Source organism: Arsukibacterium sp. UBA3155 (assembly GCA_002364615.1).
Lineage (GTDB): Bacteria > Pseudomonadota > Gammaproteobacteria > Enterobacterales > Alteromonadaceae > Alishewanella.
Window position 1 is genome coordinate 1 of the sequence record DEYP01000003.1, and the last position, 20,718, is coordinate 20,718.

Below are 20,718 nucleotides of genomic sequence, written 5' to 3' on the forward strand. Positions count from 1 at the left end.
AACCTTACTGCTAAGCAGTAAATGGTGCCCGGGGCCGGACTTGAACCGGCACGCTTTGTTAAGCGAGGGATTTTAAATCCCTTGTGTCTACCGATTTCACCACCCGGGCAGAGTTGCGTTGCACTGAAAAGTGCTGGCAGAACGGCGCGCATAATAATGAACGCCGCCGGCTTATGCAAGTAATTTATTTACCATTCAATAGACGAAGGCACCCGGGGTGACGATAACAGCCGGGTAAACCGGGCCCAACGCTCGGCCTGATCATCCGTTTGCTCAACATAGTCTCTTACCAGTTGCTTACCCCAGTTATAGTTTATGACGTAAGCGCCATAGGTATCGAAAAAGCGTAGCCGCTGCCGTGCTTCGGCTTCACTGTTCAGGCTGTACTGTTGCAGCAAGGCTACGGCACGTTCGCCATCAATATCGCCGTTAATATATTGGCGGGCAATTTCATTACCGGCATAGCTTAAGCGGTTCATTAACTGTAAAAAGGCCGCATATTCTGCTGCTTTTGCTGGATCCAGCCCGGCCAGCGGATACAACACATCGCGCTCAAACTGCATTTTCTGCTCGCCCGGAAACGCCATTTCAATGCCATAATTGGCGCTGCCTTCGGCTATCAGTGATTGCGGGCTGTATAGCGGATAAACGCTGAATTCCTGCCAGCCAAGCTCATCAACCAGCTTGTGTTCCAACAAGGCGTTGTAAGTATGGTGCCCCGGGTAACCCTCATGGCAACCCAGGTCAACAGCACGGGAAATATCGATCGGCCGTTCACTGTTAATCTGAATTAAACTGTACGCTTTACCTTTGTACCAGTTGTAGCCGCTCCAGGGTTTATCCTGCACATATTCCAGGCTAAAATCTTCGTCCTCGGGCAGGCTAATGTGGGCCTGAGTGCGCTGCTTACATTCTTCAATGGCTCGCTGAAATACCACATCAAGTTTATCGGCCGGGATCACAAAATTTTTGCGGTAAGCCACGACCCGCTCGGTTAAGTTGCCTTCTCCCGGCACCAGCTCGGCAATGCCTGCCAGCACTTCATCAAAATCTGTCAGGGTGTAATTGGGCGGCGTGGTGTCATACAAAGCCTGAGCCTGAGCTTCAAAATTCGCTTTTTTGCCGTTGCTCAGATGCTCAGCATGAAATGCCAGTGCCTGTAATTGCTTATCCAGATAATGCAGCCGCAATTTACGCATATCGCTATCTGCCAGCGGCTGAGTATCAATTTTTTCAAGCAACGCCTTAGCCTCTGCGGCAATATCGGCTGCACTCATACCGCGGGCCACTGCCTCGTCGCGTAGTTGCCCGGGGCCATAATAAGCATCAACATAGTTGCTGTCATGCTCGCCCAGCGCTAATACCAGTTGCGTATACTGGCGGGCAATGTTGTCGACATCAACCGTTGCGGCAACCCGCGGCTCCGGCGCGTCACCACAGGCTGTTATCAGCATCAAGCTGGCGGAAAGTACCAATGGTTTAAACAGGCGTCGTTGCATAATTAGCTTCCTTGGTTTGTTTTAGTTTTAATGAGTTAGAACATTATTATGTGCTTAAGCCTAGCGCGTAGCGTGCCTGCCAGCAACTTTTTCATGCGTTTAGCCATCTATACTGTTGCAGTTAAAAAATAACCGTGTTATTACTATTGGCGTCTTGCTAAAAAGTAATCAATACGAGCAATTAATGAATTTACAACGTTGCGTTTCTACTATCAGCCTCCTCGTGCTCCTCTGCGGCGCGCGGGGTGTGGTTTATTGGTAAAAAACGTAACGACCAATAACGAAAACCCCGTGCCACTGGCCGGGGTTTTTTGCTTTTAAGTCCCCGCCACAGGTTGCAATCCAAACCGAAAAACGGAACAGGAAATACAAGATGAGCGGCGATAATAAAATCTGGATCTTCGACACGACCTTACGGGACGGCGAGCAGGCCTTGCGGGCCAGCTTAAGCCAGAAGCAGAAAATACAACTGGCCCATGCCATTGCACGCTTAAAAGTAGATGTGATGGAAGTTGGATTTCCGGTATCCAGCCCCGGCGACTTCGACTCAGTACAGCGCATTGCCCGCGAGGTAAAAGGCCCGATTATTTGTGGCCTGGCCCGCGCGGTTAGCGCCGATATCGAAGCCTGCGGCGAAGCGTTAAAGGATGCAGAGCGGCGGCGTATTCATACCTTTATTGCCACCTCGCCACTGCATTTACAGTACAAATTGCGCAAAACCCTGGCCCAGGCCAGCGAACAGGCGGTAGCCGCCATTAAACTGGCCAGCCGTTATACCGACGATATCGAGTTTTCCTGTGAGGATGCCGGGCGTACCCCGATTGATGACTTATGCTGGATTGTCGAGCGGGCCATTAACGCCGGTGCCACCACCATTAATATTCCGGATACCGTGGGTTACACCATCCCCAACGAATTTGCAGCCATTATCAGTACCTTACGCAATAAGGTGCCGAACATCGACAAAGCCCGCTTAAGCGTGCACTGCCACAACGATTTAGGCTTAGCCGTTGCCAATAGCATCAGCGCCATTCAGGCCGGTGCAAGGCAAATTGAATGTACGGTAAATGGCATTGGCGAGCGCGCGGGTAACTGCTCGCTGGAAGAGGTGGCGATGATTATTAACACCCGCAAAGACGTATTGGCGCCCTTATATACCGATATTAAAACCACTGAAATTTACCGAAGCTCTCATTTAGTTAGCCAGATTTGTAATATGCCCATTCAGCCGAATAAAGCGATTGTCGGTGAAAACGCCTTTGCTCACAGTTCGGGCATTCATCAGGATGGTGTGTTAAAGGCGCAAAACACATACGAGATAATGGCACCGGAGCAAGTGGGCATTCGCCAGAACGAGCTGAATTTAACCTCGCGTTCGGGCCGGCATGTTATTCAGCATCGTTTAGCTGAGTTGGGTTACACCCAAGACGATTATGACTTAGAGGCGGTATACCAAAGCTTTGTCGCGCTGGCCGACCAAAAAGGCCGGGTGTTTGATTATGACTTAGAAGCGCTGGTATTTTTTGAAAACATGCAGGAGCAAAACGATTACTTTGCCTTAGAGTTTTTAAGCTCGTCTACCCACACCGGTCATATTGCCAGCGCCACGGTTGGCTTGCGCTGTGGCGATCAGCTGTTTACTGAAGCGGCTACCGGCAATGGCCCGGTAGAGGCTGCATTCAGCGCCATTACCCGCATCAGCAAACTGACGATAAAGATGGTCGATTTTAACTTGCAGGCCAAAGGCAGTGGCGAAGACGCCCTGGGCCAGGTGGATATTATCGCCGAACATGAAGGCCGCCGTTTTCATGGTGCCGGTCTGGCAACCGATATTGTTCGCAGCTCGGTGCTGGCCTATGTCCATGTACTGAATATGATCCAGCGCACCCAGACTATCGACGCCCATAAACATGCTCAGAAACAGGCGCGTGACCATACACCAGAAAAAAACACAATAAAAATTGCAGCAGGTGAACAATAATGAACAAGCAATACAACGTCGCGGTGCTGGCCGGTGATGGCATTGGCCCGGAGGTGATGGCCGAAGCAGTAAAAGTATTACAGGTGGTAGCCGATAGGTTTCAGTTTGGGTTAAAGCTTACCCCAGCGCTGATTGGCGGTGCCGCCATCGATGCCAGCGGTGAGCCCCTACCGCCGCAAACCTTGTCAGTTTGCCAGCAAAGTGATGCCATTTTATTTGGCTCAGTGGGCGGGCCGAAATGGACCGGTTTGGCGCCGGATAAACAACCTGAACGTGGCTCGTTGTTACCGCTACGTAAAACCTTCGATTTATTCTGTAATTTACGCCCTGGCCAGATTTACCCGGCGTTTGCCGACTTATCGCCATTACACCCGCGCGTTAGCAGCTTAGGCATGGATGTGTTGTGCGTGCGCGAACTGACTGGCGGCATTTATTTTGGCGAAAAAGGGCGAAGCGACAGCGACGCGTTTGATACCCAGCGCTACAGCGTATTTGAAATTGAGCGGATTGCCAAAGTAGCGTTTGAAGCTGCCTGCAAGCGCAGTAATAAAGTCACTTCAATTGATAAAGCCAATGTGCTGCAAACCAGTATTTTATGGCGTGAAACGGTCGAGCGCATTGCCAAAGACTACCCCGATGTCACCCTGGAACATATGTACATTGATAACGCGGCCATGCAGCTTATCCGCAGCCCTCAGCAGTTTGATGTCTTGCTGTGCGACAACCTGTTTGGCGATATTTTATCCGATGAAATTGCTGCCATTGCCGGCTCATTAGGCTTATTACCGTCGGCCAGTTTAAATGGCAGTGGCTTTGGCTTGTATGAGCCGGCTGGCGGCAGTGCACCCGATATCGCAGGCAAGGGCATCGCCAACCCTATCGCTCAGATTTTAAGTGCGGCGTTAATGCTGCGCTACAGCTTTGGCGAAGAAGACGCCGCCCGGGCCATTGAGCAGGCCGTACAGCACTGCTTAGAGCAGCACATTGTCACACGTGACATTGATCCGAAATCGACTTATGGCACGGCCGCTGTTGGCGCCGCTATTATTGCAACCTTACGCCAGGAGAATAAGTAATGGGCCAGGCCACTGCTAACGCACAAACCTTATATCAGAAAATCTATGCCAGCCATGTGGTCGGTAAGCTAAACCCCAGCACAGATTTGTTATACGTTGATCGTCATTTAATTCATGAGGTGACCTCGCCGCAGGCCTTTTCTGGTTTAAAGCTGGCGAAGCGCAGCGTGCGCCGGCCAGATTTAACCTTCGCCACCATGGACCACAATGTATCCACCCAGCGCCGCAGTATTGATGCGGCCGGTGAAACGTCACGGAAGCAGCTGGAAGCACTGGCGGCTAATTGCGATGAAAATCAGATCCCATTATTAGATTTAACCCACCCCGATCAGGGCATCGTCCATGTCATTGGCCCCGAGCAGGGCTTAACCCAGCCGGGTATGATTATCGTCTGCGGTGACTCCCATACCTCTACTCATGGTGCCTTTGGTGCGCTGGCTTTTGGTATTGGCACCTCAGAAGTCGAGCATGTGCTTGCTACCCAAACCTTGCCGCAGCAGCAGGCCAAAACCTTAAAAGTCGAAATAAATGGCAAATTAAGCAGCCATGTTACGCCAAAAGACGTGATTATGGCGGTCATTGGCAAACTGGGCACTGCCGGCGGTAATGGCTATGTTGCGGAATTCTCTGGTAGTGCTATTCGCGCCATGAGCATGGAAGGACGGATGACCTTATGCAATATGAGCATTGAAATGGGCGCCAAAGCCGGCTTAATTGCCCCGGATGACACCACCTTTGCTTACATAAAAGGCAAAGCCCATGCGCCCAAAGAAGAACATTGGCAAGGCGCAGTGCAATACTGGCAAAGCTTGTATTCAGACATTGATGCGGTGTTCGATCAGACTGTTACGCTTGATGCCAGCAGTATTACGCCGCAAATTACCTGGGGCACTAACCCCGAGCAGGTCATGGCCGTTGACCAGAGCGTACCGGAACCTGCCAGCTTTACAGACCCAACCAAACGCGATGCCGCCGAGCGTGCCCTGGCCTATATGGGATTAGAGCCAGGGCAGAAGCTGACCGATTGCAAAGTAGATGTGGTATTTATTGGCAGCTGCACCAACAGCCGGATTGAAGACTTACGCGCTGCCGCCAGCGTAGTGCAGGGTAAGCAGGTTGCTGCCGGCGTGCGGGCGTTAGTCGTACCGGGCTCGGGCATGGTGAAACGCCAGGCTGAAAATGAAGGCCTGGCCAGTATTTTTAAAGACGCCGGTTTTGAATGGCGCGAACCCGGCTGCAGTATGTGCCTGGGCATGAATGATGACAGAGTTGCTGCCGGCGAGCGCTGCGCCTCGACCAGTAACCGCAACTTTGAAGGTCGCCAGGGCCGCGGTGCGCGCACCCACCTGGTTAGCCCCGCCATGGCCGCTGCCGCTGCCATTGCCGGTAAGTTCGTTAATATCGCTGCCGCGACGACTGAAACAGGAGACCGGGCATGAGTAAGATTTTTGCACAGGGTGTAGTATGCCCGCTGGATAAAAATAACGTGGATACTGATCAGATTATCCCAAAACAGTTTTTAACCAGCGTCAGCCGTGAGGGTTTTGGCCAGGCCATGTTTTTTGACTGGCGTTATTTAGCTGATGGCAGCCCCAATCCGGATTTTGTGATTAATAAGCCCGAGTATCAAGGCGCCAGCATCTTACTAACCCGGGCTAACTTTGGTTGTGGCTCCAGCCGCGAACACGCGCCCTGGGCCATCCAGCAATCTGGCTTTAATGTGATTATTGCCGAAAGCTTTGCGGATATTTTCTTTAATAACAGCGTCAATAACGCCATGTTATTAATTCAGTTAAGTAAAACCAATATCGACCTGCTGTTTAATCGCTGCACTCAGGGGCCACAGCACTGGCAAATTGATTTGCAAAGTCAGGAAATTATGTTCGGTAATAATGCCGCTATGGGCTTTAATATAGACGCCGATATTAAACAGCGGCTATTATCCGGCTTAGATTTTATCGGTAGCAGCGAGCAACTAAACCCGCAAATCACCGATTACGAGCAAAGCCGCAAAGCCAGCCAGCCCTGGCTGGGGTAAACCATAACAGAGGAGCAACATGCAGCAACAACATTACGGTCGGTTACGATGATGCTGAAAATGCTGCTTCTGACATTGCTGCTGGTACCCTTAAGCGCGCCAGCCAACGAAATCGAGCCTTTTACGTCTGATGGCTGCAGCTTATTTCCCGATGGCACCCGCGAGCAAAATGATTTGTGGCTGGCATGTTGTACTGCGCACGACTACGCATACTGGAAAGGCGGTACGTATCAGCAGCGCCTTGCTGCGGATAACGCGCTGCAGGCATGCGTAGCAAAAGTGGGAGAGCCTGAAATTGCCCGTCTTATGCTGGCGGGCGTCAGAGTGGGTGGCACACCCTACTTGCCCACCAAATTTCGCTGGGGGTTTGGCTGGCCATATCCCAGAGGCTATAAAGCCCTGACAGCAGAAGAAATGGCACAAATAGCGCCGTTACAAATCGACTAATTCAAATTCAGTTAATTAAAGGGGTAGGCATGCCTAAACTGTTCTCCTACGGCACTTTACAGCAAAAGAATGTGCAGCTGGCTAACTTTGGGCGGGAGCTTACGGGCAACAAAGACATTCTGCCGGGCTATGTTGTTGGTGAAATAGCCATTACCGACCTGCGGGTGCTTAAGGAAAGTGGCAAAGCCATTCACCCGATACTGCGCTTTACCGGCAATAGCAGTGATGAAGTAGCAGGCACCGTATTTGAGCTTACTGACGCTGAGCTGGAACAGGCCGACGATTATGAAGTGGATGCTTATATCAGGGTAAGCGCCTGTTTGAAGTCCGGCACTGATTGCTGGATCTATGCTGCCGCAGCGCCTGAACTAAGGTAAACCGGTATGGCTGAAGATAATGCTGCGTTACTGGCCAGCGTTCGTCAATGCACCTTATGTGCGCCACTTTTGCCGCTGGAACCAAAACCGATATTACAGTGGCATCCGGCCGCCCGCATTCTGATAGCAGGCCAGGCTCCGGGTAAGAAAGCACATGATGCAGCAGTGCCTTTCGCTGATGCCAGCGGTGAGCGCTTGCGTTCGTGGCTGGGATTAACTGCTGCTCAGTTTTATAACCCCCGGCTGGTGGCGATTTTACCGATGGGCTTTTGTTTTCCGGGTACCGGCAAAAGCGGCGATTTACCACCGCGACCAGAGTGTGCAGCAACCTGGCAGCAAGCCTTATTGCAGCAGTTAACCCAACTGCAGCTAACGGTGGTTATTGGCAAGTATGCGCAGGCTTATCACCTGGCCGACGCTAAACCGACACTGACGGCGACCGTTGCCAGCTGGCAGGATTACTGGCCTCAGAAAATACCCTTGCCTCATCCCAGCCCACGCAACAATATCTGGCTTAAACGTAATCCGTGGTTCGTGGAAGATCTGCTACCGGTGCTGCAAATTAGAGTGCAACAGATACTGGCGAGTGGAGAGTGAGTAAAAGTGTCACAGAATACCGCATCATAGCTTGTATTTCTGGCCACGAATCGCTAGTTTGGCTGCTTAATTAACAGGAATGTAATCTATGTTGTACCGAGTATTTTGCGGCTTAGTAATAATGCTGGCTCAGCCGGCTGTGGCTGACACCGCGCAAAGTGTGTTCAATAATTATCAGGATGCGCTTATTCAAGTGCAGGTAATAGAAAACCAGACTCAGCGCAAGTCAGCAATAGGCAGTGGCTTTTATGTCAGTGACGATTTATTGATCACCAACTACCATGTTATCGCTGAGAAAATTCAGTCTGAACAACAATATCAGCTGATGGCTAACCTGGGTGATGACAATAAACAACAACTGCAAATTATCGCCGTCGACGTCATTAACGATTTAGCCCTGCTGCGTACCCCGCAAAAACAAAACCGCCAGTTTACCCTTGCCAGCAATTTACCTGCTCAGGGTGAGCAGGTGTTCAGCCTGGGTAACCCCCATGATTTAGGCATGGTGGTGGTGCCGGGTACGTTTAATGGTATGAAACAGCAAAGCTTTTACCCAAGGTTACATGTAACAGGCTCAATAAACCCAGGCATGAGCGGCGGACCCAGTGTTAATAGCAATAGTGAAGTAATTGGGGTTAATGTGGCTACCGCAGGCAACCAAATCGGCTTTGTCGTACCGGTTGCGCAGGTCAATGCCTTGCTGGCCGGTGCCAACAGCACTGCGCCAGAAATAGACACATTGAAACAGCAAATTCTGCAACAGTTACTGACCAATCAGCAGCAAATGCTTAGCCCGATGCTAAGCGAACAATGGCAAATGCAGCCGCTTGGTAAGGGCCTGGTGCCGGCAGATATCGCACCTTTTGTGCAATGCTGGGGCCACGCGACAGAGCTTGAGCAAAATAATGGTATTGATACCGCCACAGCCAGTTGTGGTCAGAGCGAGCAAATTTACCTGAACTCCGGCCTGACCACCGGTAAACTGGAAATGCAATTCGAATGGCTGGACGGTAAAGATTTATCCCCCTTGAAATTTAACCACCATTATCAAAACCGGATAAGTTATAGCGGTGCCGACAACCGCGCCGGTAAGCATGATGTCACGGGCTTTAATTGCCATAGTGATATTGTCGCGATGGCGGGCAAGGCCAGCCGGGTTATTTTTTGTGTTCGCGCCTATAAAGAGTACCCCCAGTTATTTGATGCCTTGTATCTGGCCGCTACCGTCGCTGATGGCCAGCAAGGCTTTATTAGTCATTTTACCCTGGCCGGAGTAACCCAGGAAAATGCCACAGCCTTTGCCCGTAAATTTATGGAGGCCGTGGTATGGCAATCCTGATTGAGTTGTTAAATAGCCAGGGCCGGGTCACCGAGCGTCATAAATTTAACCAGCCACAAATTAGTCTGGGCAGGGGATACAACAACGATATTATCTTGCTGGATCCACACAGTTGCGCCGAACACGCCGTATTGACCCTGAACGACCAGCAACAATGGCAGCTAACGGATATGGACTCGGTAAACGGCATGCTTAACCAGCGCGGGCAGCGGGTTAAGCAACAGCCCATAACGCAGTCTGGTCAGCAATTTACCCTTGGCAAGCAGCGGTTAAGGGTGGTCTTCAGTGATCACCCGGTGCCGGCAACCCAACGTTTACAGCCAGCTGAGCGGCTGTTTCAATGGCTTGGCTCACCACTGGTGCTAATTGTGGCGCTGTTACTGGTGGCAATTAGCTTGGGTTATGAATTCTGGCTGGACGGCATTGGCGAAGACAGTCAGTGGCAAAAACAACTACTGCTTATTCCCTTTCTCTTATTGATGTTTGCCCTGTGGCCCTTGTTGCTGGCACTGTGGGCTCGCTTCAGTAACCGCGAACCGCGCCTGAAACCGCTATTAGCGTTGACATTTTGCCTGTTAGTCATCTGGGCCGGCTGGGATATTCTGGCGGCGCTGCTTAATTTTAACCTGAACAATAGCATGCTTACTCGAGGCTTAAGTTACTTACTCCCTACCTTACTGCTGCTGGTGTTTTTCTGGTTTAGCTTTGCCTTAGTGAATATTCAGCGCCGCTGGCTGCATATTGGTCTGACTTTGCTGTTCAGTAGCTTATACTGGGTATACCCATGGCTTGAATATTCCGATGCCCACTACTCGCCTCAATTTGAGCATCAATTGTTGCCTCAGGTTTTGTTATTGCGCCAGCCAACCGCTACCGACATTTTTATGGAGAAAACTGAGCTGCTATTTACCAACACTGCGGCTAAAGCAGAAAAAGACCGGGTTGAAAAGGCTGCAAAAAGAAGCAATGCCCCAGAGGCTTAGCTAAAAAGTGCCGTTAAAAAAAGGCAGCCTGGCTGCCTTTTTTCGGTTGCGGGTACCTCACTAACGCGCTGCCAGATTAATTGGCAACCATTTTCAGGTTAGCAAACTCAATCATTTGCTCCGGGGTTTGCAGTTCAGCCATTAACGCACCCGATTGCACCGCTTCAAAGCTAACCGGCTCGGCAAAGTTAATATTTACCTGCAGTTTTTCTGGCTGATTAATAAAGGTGGTCAGACTTTCTTTCATTGTCAGCGGCAAATTTTCATCAGCAGTAATTGCCATTAACGCCATACCTTGTAAGGCATCCAGCGGTGGCATCTGACCCTGAGCGCTGGCCATAGCGACCAGGCGCTGAATAAAGCCATCGTTAGTAATAACCAATTCACCACTTTTCAGCGCACCTTTTACCAGATTCGCCATTACATCCGTCATGTAGCTATCTGACATACTTAAGGCTTGTTGCTCTTCTGGTGTTTTCTCACTCATGTCACGGGCAAATGCCCACAGTTCCTGCATTTGCGCGAACGAGAAGTTGTAAGCCACACTAAATTCGTCATTTACCCGGGTAACCTGGCTGAAATATAATTCACCGTTCGCTGGGGTATATTGGTAACTGTAGTCGGCATGTAACACCACACCTTTCACAAACTCGCTCATCTGCGGTGGTAACATGGCCAGCATGGGCTCGGACATTTTGGCGCCAATCAGTTGCGCGCTGCCTTTGTCGGCCAGGCCCTTAGGCTTCAAGCCCACTGCAGTTACTTTTTCAATGGTAGCCACTTGCCCCATGCCAGCAACACTGACATCGACACCGCTAACGCTATAGCTGGACGTTAACACGTTGGCCGCCACATCCTGATAACCAATGCTAATTGCTGGCATTAAACCGCTAGCGGCCATCTCTGCATATGACTGATTTGCCAGTTCAATTTGTTCTTTAATGGCATTTTCAGCTTGCGAATTGGCGTAATAAAAGCCCGCAGCGGCGGCAACCACAACAATACCGGCACCAACAACTAATTTATTCATACTAATCCTTTATTCACTATTATTTATAAAACGAATTTTTTACAAAAGCGGGAAATCGTAGCATAACACCTTAGTCTGCGAAAAGTGAGTTGCTTCACTATTTCATGATTAGCTTAACTATGCTGAAATAATTGGGCTGAAATAATTGGGCTGAAATAGTTGGGCTGAAATAGTTGGGCGGTAATAATTGACCTTTGCAACGGGAAAGCATTTACCTGCTTCAGAAAGCCTGCTAGCGTAACGCTATCTTTTTCCGGCAAAATTATCTTTCGCCATGGCAACGTATTTTCTGTGGTTTGACTTACTGGGCGTTGCAGTATTTGCCGTATCCGGCACCCTGGCAGCATGGCGCAATCAAATGGATGGCTTTGGGGTAATTGTGCTGGCCAGTGTTACGGCTATTGGTGGTGGCACCTTGCGCGATCTTATTTTAGATGTGCCGGTGATCTGGATAAACGATAATAGCTACTTTTATGCCATTTTAATCGCTGCCGTTGGCACTATTTTACTAGTACGTAACCGCTTAACCATTCCGCACAATACCCTGCAGCTCTTTGATGCCTTAGGCCTGGCATTCTTCGTTATTATGGGCACCCAAAAGGCGCTCGACTTCGGTACATCCACCCTGGTGGCCATTATGCTGGGTACTATGAGCGCAGTTTGCGGCGGCATGATCCGCGATGTGCTTTGCCGGGAAATTCCCATGGTATTTAGGGGTGAGTTATATGCCGTTACCTGCCTGGTAGGTGGTGGTGTTTATACCGGTTTACTGGCGCTTGGTGCAGCCCAGTTGCCCGCGATGCTGGCCGGAATGTTGGCATTATTGCTGCTTCGCCTGGCGGCAATTAAGTGGCAAATTACTATAGCGGTTTTTGGTAAACACCATAACGAGTTAAATGAGCCCTGATAATGCCTGCTGCCAGCCCACCTTTAATGAACAGTAACCCCAGCCGTTTGGTGCAACTGGATATCATCCGTGGTTTTGTCATTTTAGGCATCATATTGATGAACGTATTTGCCTTCGCCAACCCGCCTGATTATTCGCACAGCCTGATTTGGCAACCCGCTATCAGTGCTTTAGATATTGGCTTGTACAACCTGCAAACGCTGTTATTTTCCGGCCGGTTTTTAACCTTGTTTAACCTGTTGTTCGGAGTAAGCCTGCTACTTATCGTGGAAAAGTATGGTGAGCGCTATCTACGTCGCCGCTTAAACTGGCTGGTTGTTGTGGGTCTTTTGCATATCAGCTTTATCTGGTTTGGCGATATTCTGCTGTGGTATGCCGTTACTGGTTTATTAGTACTAAAACAGGGATATCATAAACTCGATACCGCTGCGCTGTGGCGCAAGGGTGCCATGTTATTTACGATTTCGTTAATAATGCCGGCTATTTACAGTGTGTATTTGCTATTGTCTCCGCCACCACCGCTGCAGCCACTCGATGCCGAGGTATTACTGGCACAGCAGCTGCTGTGGACCGGGCCTTACCTGGCTCAGTTAACCGAGCAGCTATGGCTGAACCTCATTATGCTGATCGGTTTTGTGATGACCCTGTATTGGCTAATGGCGGCACTGATGGTATTTGGCATGGCACTTTATAAGAGCGGCTGGTTTAGCCAGGGCTATTCACGACGCATTACCATCCTGTTATTTCTGACGTCCCTGGCAATCAGCGGCAGCACTGCAGTGCTGGATCATCTGACCGGTTACGGCTACGATCTCGCGGTATCTCTGCCGTGGGAGCAAATCAGTGCCTTATTAATGGCGCTGGCCTTTGCCAGCGTCCTGATTAATGCCCGGCAGCAGCCAGCCTTGTATCAAGGGTTGCAACGCTGGCTGGCACCTTGCGGCCGCATGGCATTTACCCTGTACTTAAGCCAGAGCCTGCTAATGGTACTGCTGTTTAAAGTGATTAAACCCGACTGGTTTGCCAGCCTGGACCGGCTATCGCTACTTGGCATTGCCATTGCCACCATTATGCTGCAACTGCTGTTTTGCCGCTGGTATCTGCAGCACTTTGCCCAAGGCCCGCTGGAATGGCTCTGGCGACGGTTAAGTCAGCAGCCGGTTGCTGCTGCCGACACTTCCGAAGCGAATACCAATACAACCAAAGATATTGAGCATAAATAACTTGTGAACCCCTACACCGAACTGGCCGCGCCGGTAGAGTATCGTCTTATTGAGAAAAATAGTGAATTTCTAAGCTTTCTGCTGCCGGTTCGCAGCCGCGATGAAGCGATGGCCCTGGTTAATCAGTACCGCGAGCAATATCGGGATGCCAACCATGTCTGTTGGGCTTATATTATTGGCAATACCCGCCAACCTCAAACACAGGCTTTCAGCGACGATGGTGAACCGGGCGGCACCGCCGGTAAACCGATGCTGCATGTGCTGACCGAACAAGAGCTGGGCAATTGCCTGGCGGTGGTGGTGCGCTACTTTGGCGGCGTTAAACTCGGTGCCGGTGGCCTGGTGCGGGCGTATTCGGCAGCGGTATCGCAGGCGGCAGCGCTGGCCACTACCACTACAGTTTTGCCACTGGTGCAGCGTATTATTACCCTGGATTTTGCCTTTGAAACCAAAGCCCGACTGTTATTAGAGCAGCAGGGTGGTCAGTTACTCAATGCCCAATACAGCCAGCAGGTGCAGTTAACGGTTAACCTGCCACTGGCCAATATCGATGATTTTAGCCAGCAGCTGCAAAATATCAGCTCGGGCAGTGCGGGAGTTAATGAGGTTTCGCCTTCTGCCGATCGTTAACAGGCCCTGACATAGCTATTGTTACTGCCAGCCTATTTCAAACTGGCATTTGGTCGCATTCCATGGATAATAAGCCTCATTAAAACGACAATAGCGGCGCCGCTTTTCGCGCCGCCGACAGGATGCGCTATGTCTCAGTTACTTCGTATTGTGCTTATTCACACCCACCTGCCAGGGGTGGTGGAATTGCAGCTGGATCAGCACACTAATATTTGCGGCACCAATGCCTCGGGCAAGACCACCTTACAACGTTTAGTACCGGTATTTTATGGCGAGCAGCCCAACCGGGTAGTGCCAAAAACCCGCAAAAAGTTTGATGAGTTTTACCTGCCATTTTCTAACAGCTACCTGATTTACGAATACCAGCGCGAAGACGGCGCCCTATGTCAGGTGGTACTCACTCGCAAAAGTGATGGCGGGGTGGAATACCGCTTTGTCGGCGCAGCCTATCAGAGTGATTTTTACTTAACCGAAAGTAGCGAGGGCGTCAAAGCCTTAAGTTATAACGACTGGGCAGCAGCAATGCGCGGCCGGCCTGAGGTGCAGGTATCAGCGAAAATCAGCGCCACCAGCGAGTATCGCAGCATTATTCAGAACGATGCCGGCGCACTGCGTGGCAATAATGCCGATAGCGTTAAACTGCGCAGGTTAGCTGCCAGCTTTAGCTTAGTCAGCAGTGGCCATAAACTGCGCCATATTGAAAAACTGGTCAGTGCGGTGCATGCCAAAGAAGGCAAAATGGACACGCTAAAGTCGATGCTGGCGGCCATTTTTGAAGAAGACGGCGTTACCCTGCCCACCACCAAAGTAAAAAATACCAAAGCACGGGACTGGATATTGCAAATGCGCCAGTCGATGCGCCTCGATAAACTGCAGCAGGATTTTGGCCGCTTAAAGCAACTGGCCCAGCAACTGGACGGCAGTGAGGCCCAGCTTGCGGCGTTGCTGCCGCTGCTGGTGCAGGACGAGCAAAACCAGAAACAACACAAAGCCGATGCAGAGCAGCAGGTGCTTAGCCTGCGCGGTCAGCTGCAAACCTTAAAAGAGCAATATAGCCAGCAACAGTTAGAGCAAAGTAGCCAGCTGGCCAAAGCCGAAGCTGATTTACATGAAACCAGTGCCCGGCTCGATCAGTTACAGCAGCGCTACGATGAGTTTGACGGCCAGGATATGCCCAAACTGCAGCGCGACACGGACGCACTGCCACTGTGGCGGGAAAATCTGGCCGAAGTGCTTGAGCAATATCAGTTAATGGTAGAGCAGCATGGCGATTTAGAGCGTCAGTTAGAGCAGCGCAAAATGAAGCTGTCTGAAAGCTTTAACCGCTTAAGCGAGCAACACCGCGCTAAGGCCCGCCAGCTGCAGCAACAAAAAGATAGCACCCGTGAGCAGCAAGACAGCAAATTATCAGAGTTAGAGCACGCCTTTAGTCAGCGACAACAACAGGCACAGCAACAGTTTAGTAGCCAGCTTACCGATGTCAGCAGCAGTATTGCCGTGCTGCACAGCCAGTTAAAAGGGTCGATGCTAACGGCAGCCGAGCATGAAGAGCAGCGCAATGCCGACGTACGCTTAGAAGATGCTCAGCAGCAAACACAGCAGCAGGGCCGTCAGTTACAGCAGCTGCAACAGCAGTACCAGCAGGCCAGAAGCGCCCGAGATCAGGCAGATACTGAGCTGGAGCTTAGCCGCAAAGCACTGCACAGCAGCGAGCAGCAATTACAGCAATTGCACCGTCAGCTGACACCAGAGCAAGGCAGCTTGCGCCACTTTTTACGGCTGCACTATAACGGCTGGGAGCAAAAACTGGGCAAAGTACTGGACGAGCGTTTATTAGAGCGCCAGGACTTACAACCGCATTTGGCCGATATCAGCGACAGCCTGTATGGCTTACAGCTTGAGCTGACGGCCATCGACACCCCGGATTACGCCCAGGACGAAGCCGCCATTCGCCATCGCATTCAGGCAGCTGAGCAACAACTGGAGCAGGCCACTGCCGGCAAATTTCAGGCTGAAAAAACCTTAAAAGAGCGCCACGAGCAAGCCGAGCTTAGTCGTTCTCAGGTAGAGCAAGCGCAGTGGCAGCTAACCCAGTATGAGCAAAATATCGAGTACGCCCGCGATGCCCGTAATCGCTTGCAGGCACAGCAGCGTGAACTGAATGCGCAGCGCCAGGCCAGTGTTAAAACCGAATTAGCCGCACAGCAGCAACAGCTGGAAAAACTGCAGCAGCAGCAACACGCCGATTTACAGGCGCTGCAAAGTGATCATCAAAGCCAGAAAATGGAATTAAAAGCCGACTGGCAGGCCGAGCTGCAGGTATTTGATGAGCAAATTGACGAGCTGGAGCGCCAGCTGGAGCATAAGCGCGATGACAATAAAAACCAGATTAAAGAGTTGCAGCAGGCTTTTAATGAAGAGTTATCAGCCAAAGGCATCGACCCGCGCCGTTTAACCGAACTGAAGCAAAAACAAGAGCAGCTAAAAGGCGACATTAAAGCGGTAGAAGCGCGTCAGGATCAGCTAACTGCCTGGCAGCAATTTATTAAACTGGACTGGCAGCAGCTGCGGCCGCAACTGTTAGAGCGGGAAACCGCACAGAAACAACAGCAGCGAACTGCCCAGCAAGCGCTGGAGCAGCAAAAAGCCAGTTACAGCAGCAATGCTAAAAAGCTGGAAGAGCAAAAACGCCAGCAGCAAGAGCGGATGAGCCAGGCCGAGCAATTACTAAACCAGATTAAACCGGCGCTGCACAAACTGCAGGAGCTGCATCTGGCAGCCATTACCCCGGCCACGTTAAGCGGTTCTGCCGATTTAATAGAACGGCTGGCGCGTGCCAATGAAGCATTAGAGCAACGCAGCAAAGCCGACAGCGCATTAAAAACTGCCATCGACCAGTTTGAAAGTATGCTAAGTAAAGATGCCGGCCCGGAGTTTTTAGACCGGCTGCAGCATGAGAAACGCAAGCTGCCTGATTATGCCGCTGAGCGGCAGCAACTGCCTATTTTGCAAAACCTGCTGGAAATATTAAAAGGTGCCCAGCAGCAATTGCTGGAAATGGGCGAGAATATTGGCGGCGATCTGAAAAAGTTCTTTACCGTGTTTAGTGATATTAACCGGCGTATTGCGCTGCAAAGCCGCCGGTTAAGCGAAGCCGTCGCCGACGATTTAGTACTGGAGGGCATCAGCCGCTCAGAAGTGCGCATTTTGTCTACCATTGACGAGCTGGGTTTCTGGCAGCCGTTAAAACACTTCGCCAAATTATATGATGACTGGGGTGCATCGGGCAAAGCGCTGCCCTCTGAGCAGTACTTAAATGCCTTAGCCGACGTGGTAGAACTGCTACGTAGCGATGAGCAGTACAGCATTGAATCCTTGCTGCGCCTGGAGCTGCATTTAAGCGAAGGTGGCTCAGAGCTGGTGATTAAAAACGACCGCCAGCTGCTGGAGTCGTCCAGCCATGGTATGGCTTACCTGATTTTATGTAAGTACTTACTGGCCTTTACCCGCCTGCTGCGTGGCGATGCCAAGGTGGCCATTCATTGGCCGATTGATGAAATCGGCACCCTGGCCTATCACAACGTAGAGAAGTTATTTGCCGCCTGTAGCAGCAATAATATTGTCATTGTCGGCGCCTTCCCTAACCCGGAGTCTGACGTATTAATGCTGTTCAGCCATCGCTATTTAATTGAGCCGAGCCAGCAAGACCCGAGCAAACGCCAGTTAAAACGCATTCAACCTAAAGTCAGCCGGCTGGCAGAGCGGTTGGCCAGTAAACAGCAGGAGGCAAGCTGATGTTACAACACGGACCGATACTCGAGCGCCTGCTGGCCGGCAATTTTATTTGTCAGATAAGCGACGAAGATGCCTTTCGCCATTTAAGCAATGAGCAAACCCAGCAGGACATTAACCACTACCTGCGGCCGTTAAACCGCCGCCTGGTCAGTAACGACGATAACAGTGTGTTTTTTCTGGGTTATCATGAGCTGAACAAAGACGCCCGTGAGCAGTTAAGCAGCCAGTTTTCGTTAACAGTGCAATCGCTGATGCCATTATTAGAATGGCTGCAACTGGTGCAGGAAACCCTGGGCCGCGACAGCGCGCTCACCGCGGGTGACACCATTAAGCTGCAGGAGTTTGTGCTGCGCACCGAAGATAACCAGAGCCTGCGCCAGCGCTTAAACCAACTGGCCAGCGACCGCTTTTTTAATAGCCAGAGTGAGCAGCTGGATAACCAGGTAAAGCTGATTTTCCGCCGCTTAAAAGAGCACGGCTATTTGCTGCAGCCGCATCATGATCGCCAGTACTATGTGGTCACCGGCAAAATTGACTATTTAATTGATGTGATACGCTTTATCCGGGATGAAGAGCAATTACCGGTAGAAGACACCCCGAATCAGGAGGCCCTGCTCTGATGGCAGCATTAGACTCTGGCTCAACAGCGGGCACGGCCTCTAACCTGTTTAATATTGGCAGCGAGCGTCTGGCTTTGCTCGGCAAACACCATAAAGCCTTAATGCAGGGTTATCTGGACGGTTTTATTGATGAAACCGCCTTTAGCGAAGGTGCATTAAAAAAGTTGATCGCTGCGCGTATTTTATGGCGGCCAGATGAGCAGCAACCCCTGGCATTGCGGCCATTAGTCAGCGAGCTGATTGCCAGTATGGTGGCCGATGAAAACCGCCGGCAAATTAACGCCGACGTAGCGGAGAAGCTGGAGCAAATTCGCAACCGGGTACAGGCTTATCGTGATGCCCAGTATAAAGGCGATTACAGTGTGGCCGAGCTGCAACTGCAACGCTTAACCGAGCATGTGCATGATTTAAGCGGCCAGTTTGAAGAGGCCATCGACAGTTTGTGGCACCGGCTAAACAGTGACTTCGGCTTTGTCGCGAGCTTAGATGATAAAATTCGTGAAAACGAACGGGCCCAAAAACAACTACGGCGCTTACTCGATGGTCTGGACTTACTCGACTTCAGCGAGTTAATTGAGCTGTCTGAGGGCAACAACCATTTACGTAAATTGTTGGTCAGCCAGCTGCAAAACCAACTAAGCTCGCACCACAGCAGTTTGTTAGAAGTGCAAAAACGGCTGGTCGAATTACTGGCTAAGTTTCGCCAGCAACAGGCACGCTCGCTGCTTATCAGCAATATGGCGGCCTTTTTACGCCAGCACCCAAAGTATCAGCCAGCCGATTACCCTAACCGCTCAGAATTGCCCGCCCTGTTTAACCAGGCCGCAGCCATAATACCGCAAGCGTCCATTGCGCTCGATAAAGCCAGTGAGCGGCAAACCCTGGCCGAATTAGTGCGGGCGCTGCCGCGTTCCAAGCCGGTTAACCTGCTCGATAACCAAAGCGCCAGCTTTAGCAGTGTCTGGGTAGATGAAGAAATTGCTGCCCGCCAGCAGGCCCTTAAAACCGACGTCGAGAACTTCTACCTTAGGGTGATTGACCAGGGCGGTAAACTCAGCGCGTTAAGCTACCTGGAGCAACAGGCATTAGAATGGGACAGCGAGATCTGGTTATATCAGATCATCGCTGAATATCAGGCGCTGCCGCAGGATGAAAAGCAAATGTTCGCCATACTGCGCGACGAAGCCCCGGCCAGCGCCATGAATCAGCTGTTGCTTATCCGCGATATCAGCCTGCAGTTACAAGTACAGGCGGCGTAATGAGCTACCCGCCGCTAAGCGCGCAGGCACTGCGTTTCTTGCAGCAACTGCAACAGCGCCTGAACGCCAGTGGCAGTGAGCGGGTAAACACCAGCGTAAAAGCAACACAACAGGTGCTGCTGTGGTGTATTGAACATGAATTGGTGCCGGGCAACAGCAATAAGCTACCGCACTTTACCTTTAGTCTGGCCTTGCTAAAAGATATTGCCGTTGTGCAACGAAAATTGCAGCAAGCTTGCTTTTTGGATGATTTAAGCCATAGCAGCCGGCTGAATAATGCCAATTCCAGCCAGCAAGAGCTAAAAAGTATTGGCCTGCAACCGCGCCAAAACAGGGTATTGCTGCGGCTTAATACGGTGGTAGATACCAACCTCGGCATAACCGCAGAGTTTATCGATACCAATTGGCAGCAGCTGCCGCTGGCGCAGTTTGATGCGCTGTTAATAGTAGAAAACCTTGATTGCTTTTATCAGCTAGACGCCTTTTCGCTAGCGCTGCCCTATCAGCAACCGCTGATTATTTATCGCGGCGATGCATTGTATAGCAGAGGCTGTAAGGCACTAAAAGTTGCCTGGCTTACGCAAAATAAACCGCTATTGTACTTCGGTGATTTTGACGCCAAAGGCGTTAGCATAGCCTTAAACGAAGGCTACAGCGCCATACTGCTACCGGACTTTACCAACTTGCAACAACACGCCAGTGCAGCCATGCTGCCAGACAACCAGTTAAGCTTTATCACCGGGATAGCAGCTAAAACACCAGCAACTGAATTTAAGCCATATCAGCAGTTTTTGTGTCAGCAGTTAAAAGGGCTTAGGCAGCAAAATATGCAGGGAATATCGCTGATACCGGTTAATCTGCTCGGCTGAACGGCTTGCTTAGAACGTTGGGGGTCAGATCCATTTGTTACTAAAGCG

Annotated in this window: 18 protein-coding genes and 1 tRNA gene; 16 read left to right on the top strand and 3 right to left on the bottom strand. The window is 50.9% G+C overall.

The genetic code is table 11. The features are described from left to right. Positions 1 to 22: 22 nt before the first annotated feature. Positions 23 to 109: transfer RNA gene (locus B2X65_RS01110), tRNA-Leu, on the bottom strand. Between the two features lie 79 nt (positions 110 to 188). Then, positions 189 to 1,499 (bottom strand): hypothetical protein, encoded by a 1,311-nt coding sequence (locus B2X65_RS01115; RefSeq protein WP_290609994.1) that lies wholly within the window; start codon positions 1,497 to 1,499, stop codon positions 189 to 191. Between the two features lie 373 nt (positions 1,500 to 1,872). Between B2X65_RS01115 and leuA the strand changes: the two genes are divergently transcribed. The 9 genes from leuA (at position 1,873) to B2X65_RS01160 (ending at position 10,337) form a co-directional block, all read left to right on the top strand. After that, positions 1,873 to 3,480, top strand: coding sequence for a 2-isopropylmalate synthase (leuA, locus tag B2X65_RS01120; RefSeq protein ID WP_290609995.1), 1,608 nt, complete (start codon positions 1,873 to 1,875; stop codon positions 3,478 to 3,480). Further along, the gene (leuB, locus tag B2X65_RS01125; protein WP_290609997.1) at positions 3,480 to 4,556 is read left to right on the top strand and encodes a 3-isopropylmalate dehydrogenase; all 1,077 of its coding nucleotides are present in this window, start codon (positions 3,480 to 3,482) and stop codon (positions 4,554 to 4,556) included. The genes leuA and leuB overlap by 1 nt, the downstream gene beginning before the upstream one ends. Next, positions 4,556 to 5,995 carry a 3-isopropylmalate dehydratase large subunit gene (gene leuC / locus B2X65_RS01130; RefSeq protein ID WP_290609999.1) on the top strand — a complete coding sequence of 480 codons (1,440 nt, stop codon included), beginning with the start codon at positions 4,556 to 4,558 and terminating at the stop codon, positions 5,993 to 5,995. The genes leuB and leuC overlap by 1 nt, the downstream gene beginning before the upstream one ends. Beyond that, positions 5,992 to 6,594 (top strand): 3-isopropylmalate dehydratase small subunit, encoded by a 603-nt coding sequence (gene leuD / locus B2X65_RS01135; protein WP_290610000.1) that lies wholly within the window; start codon positions 5,992 to 5,994, stop codon positions 6,592 to 6,594. Before leuC ends, leuD begins: the two co-directional genes overlap by 4 nt. 48 nt (positions 6,595 to 6,642) lie before the next feature. Further along, positions 6,643 to 7,041, top strand: coding sequence for a hypothetical protein (locus B2X65_RS01140; protein WP_290610002.1), 399 nt, complete (start codon positions 6,643 to 6,645; stop codon positions 7,039 to 7,041). Positions 7,042 to 7,070: 29 nt separating this feature from the next. Next, entirely contained in the window at positions 7,071 to 7,418 is a 348-nt protein-coding gene (locus B2X65_RS01145) for a gamma-glutamylcyclotransferase family protein (protein WP_290610003.1), read from the top strand. 6 nt (positions 7,419 to 7,424) lie between these two features. Next, positions 7,425 to 8,015, top strand: coding sequence for a uracil-DNA glycosylase family protein (locus tag B2X65_RS01150; RefSeq protein WP_290610005.1), 591 nt, complete (start codon positions 7,425 to 7,427; stop codon positions 8,013 to 8,015). Positions 8,016 to 8,103: 88 nt separating this feature from the next. Then, entirely contained in the window at positions 8,104 to 9,354 is a 1,251-nt protein-coding gene (locus B2X65_RS01155) for a S1C family serine protease (RefSeq protein WP_290610006.1), read from the top strand. After that, a complete protein-coding gene (locus tag B2X65_RS01160; RefSeq protein WP_290610007.1) occupies positions 9,342 to 10,337 on the top strand; it encodes an FHA domain-containing protein in 996 nt (331 codons plus the stop codon). The genes B2X65_RS01155 and B2X65_RS01160 overlap by 13 nt, the downstream gene beginning before the upstream one ends. A 76-nt stretch (positions 10,338 to 10,413) precedes the next feature. Here B2X65_RS01160 and B2X65_RS01165 read toward each other — a convergent pair whose 3' ends face one another. Further along, positions 10,414 to 11,367: a hypothetical protein gene (locus tag B2X65_RS01165; protein WP_290610009.1), complete on the bottom strand. Its 954-nt coding sequence runs from the start codon at positions 11,365 to 11,367 to the stop codon at positions 10,414 to 10,416. 274 nt (positions 11,368 to 11,641) lie between these two features. Here B2X65_RS01165 and B2X65_RS01170 point away from each other — a divergent pair, with 274 nt between their 5' ends. From B2X65_RS01170 to B2X65_RS01200, 7 genes are all read left to right on the top strand, one after another. Beyond that, positions 11,642 to 12,274 (top strand): trimeric intracellular cation channel family protein, encoded by a 633-nt coding sequence (locus B2X65_RS01170; protein ID WP_290610011.1) that lies wholly within the window; start codon positions 11,642 to 11,644, stop codon positions 12,272 to 12,274. Between the two features lie 2 nt (positions 12,275 to 12,276). Then, positions 12,277 to 13,497, top strand: coding sequence for a DUF418 domain-containing protein (locus B2X65_RS01175; RefSeq protein ID WP_290610012.1), 1,221 nt, complete (start codon positions 12,277 to 12,279; stop codon positions 13,495 to 13,497). 3 nt (positions 13,498 to 13,500) lie between these two features. After that, entirely contained in the window at positions 13,501 to 14,127 is a 627-nt protein-coding gene (locus B2X65_RS01180) for a YigZ family protein (RefSeq protein ID WP_290610014.1), read from the top strand. 129 nt (positions 14,128 to 14,256) lie between these two features. Continuing rightward, the gene (locus tag B2X65_RS01185; protein ID WP_290610015.1) at positions 14,257 to 17,922 is read left to right on the top strand and encodes an ATP-binding protein; all 3,666 of its coding nucleotides are present in this window, start codon (positions 14,257 to 14,259) and stop codon (positions 17,920 to 17,922) included. After that, a complete protein-coding gene (locus B2X65_RS01190; RefSeq protein WP_290610016.1) occupies positions 17,922 to 18,542 on the top strand; it encodes a condensin complex protein MksE in 621 nt (206 codons plus the stop codon). The genes B2X65_RS01185 and B2X65_RS01190 overlap by 1 nt, the downstream gene beginning before the upstream one ends. Beyond that, the gene (locus B2X65_RS01195) at positions 18,542 to 19,801 is read left to right on the top strand and encodes a hypothetical protein (protein WP_290610019.1); all 1,260 of its coding nucleotides are present in this window, start codon (positions 18,542 to 18,544) and stop codon (positions 19,799 to 19,801) included. The genes B2X65_RS01190 and B2X65_RS01195 overlap by 1 nt, the downstream gene beginning before the upstream one ends. After that, positions 19,801 to 20,670 (top strand): DUF7281 domain-containing protein, encoded by an 870-nt coding sequence (locus B2X65_RS01200; RefSeq protein WP_290610020.1) that lies wholly within the window; start codon positions 19,801 to 19,803, stop codon positions 20,668 to 20,670. The genes B2X65_RS01195 and B2X65_RS01200 overlap by 1 nt, the downstream gene beginning before the upstream one ends. The last annotated feature ends 48 nt before the right edge of the window (positions 20,671 to 20,718 follow it).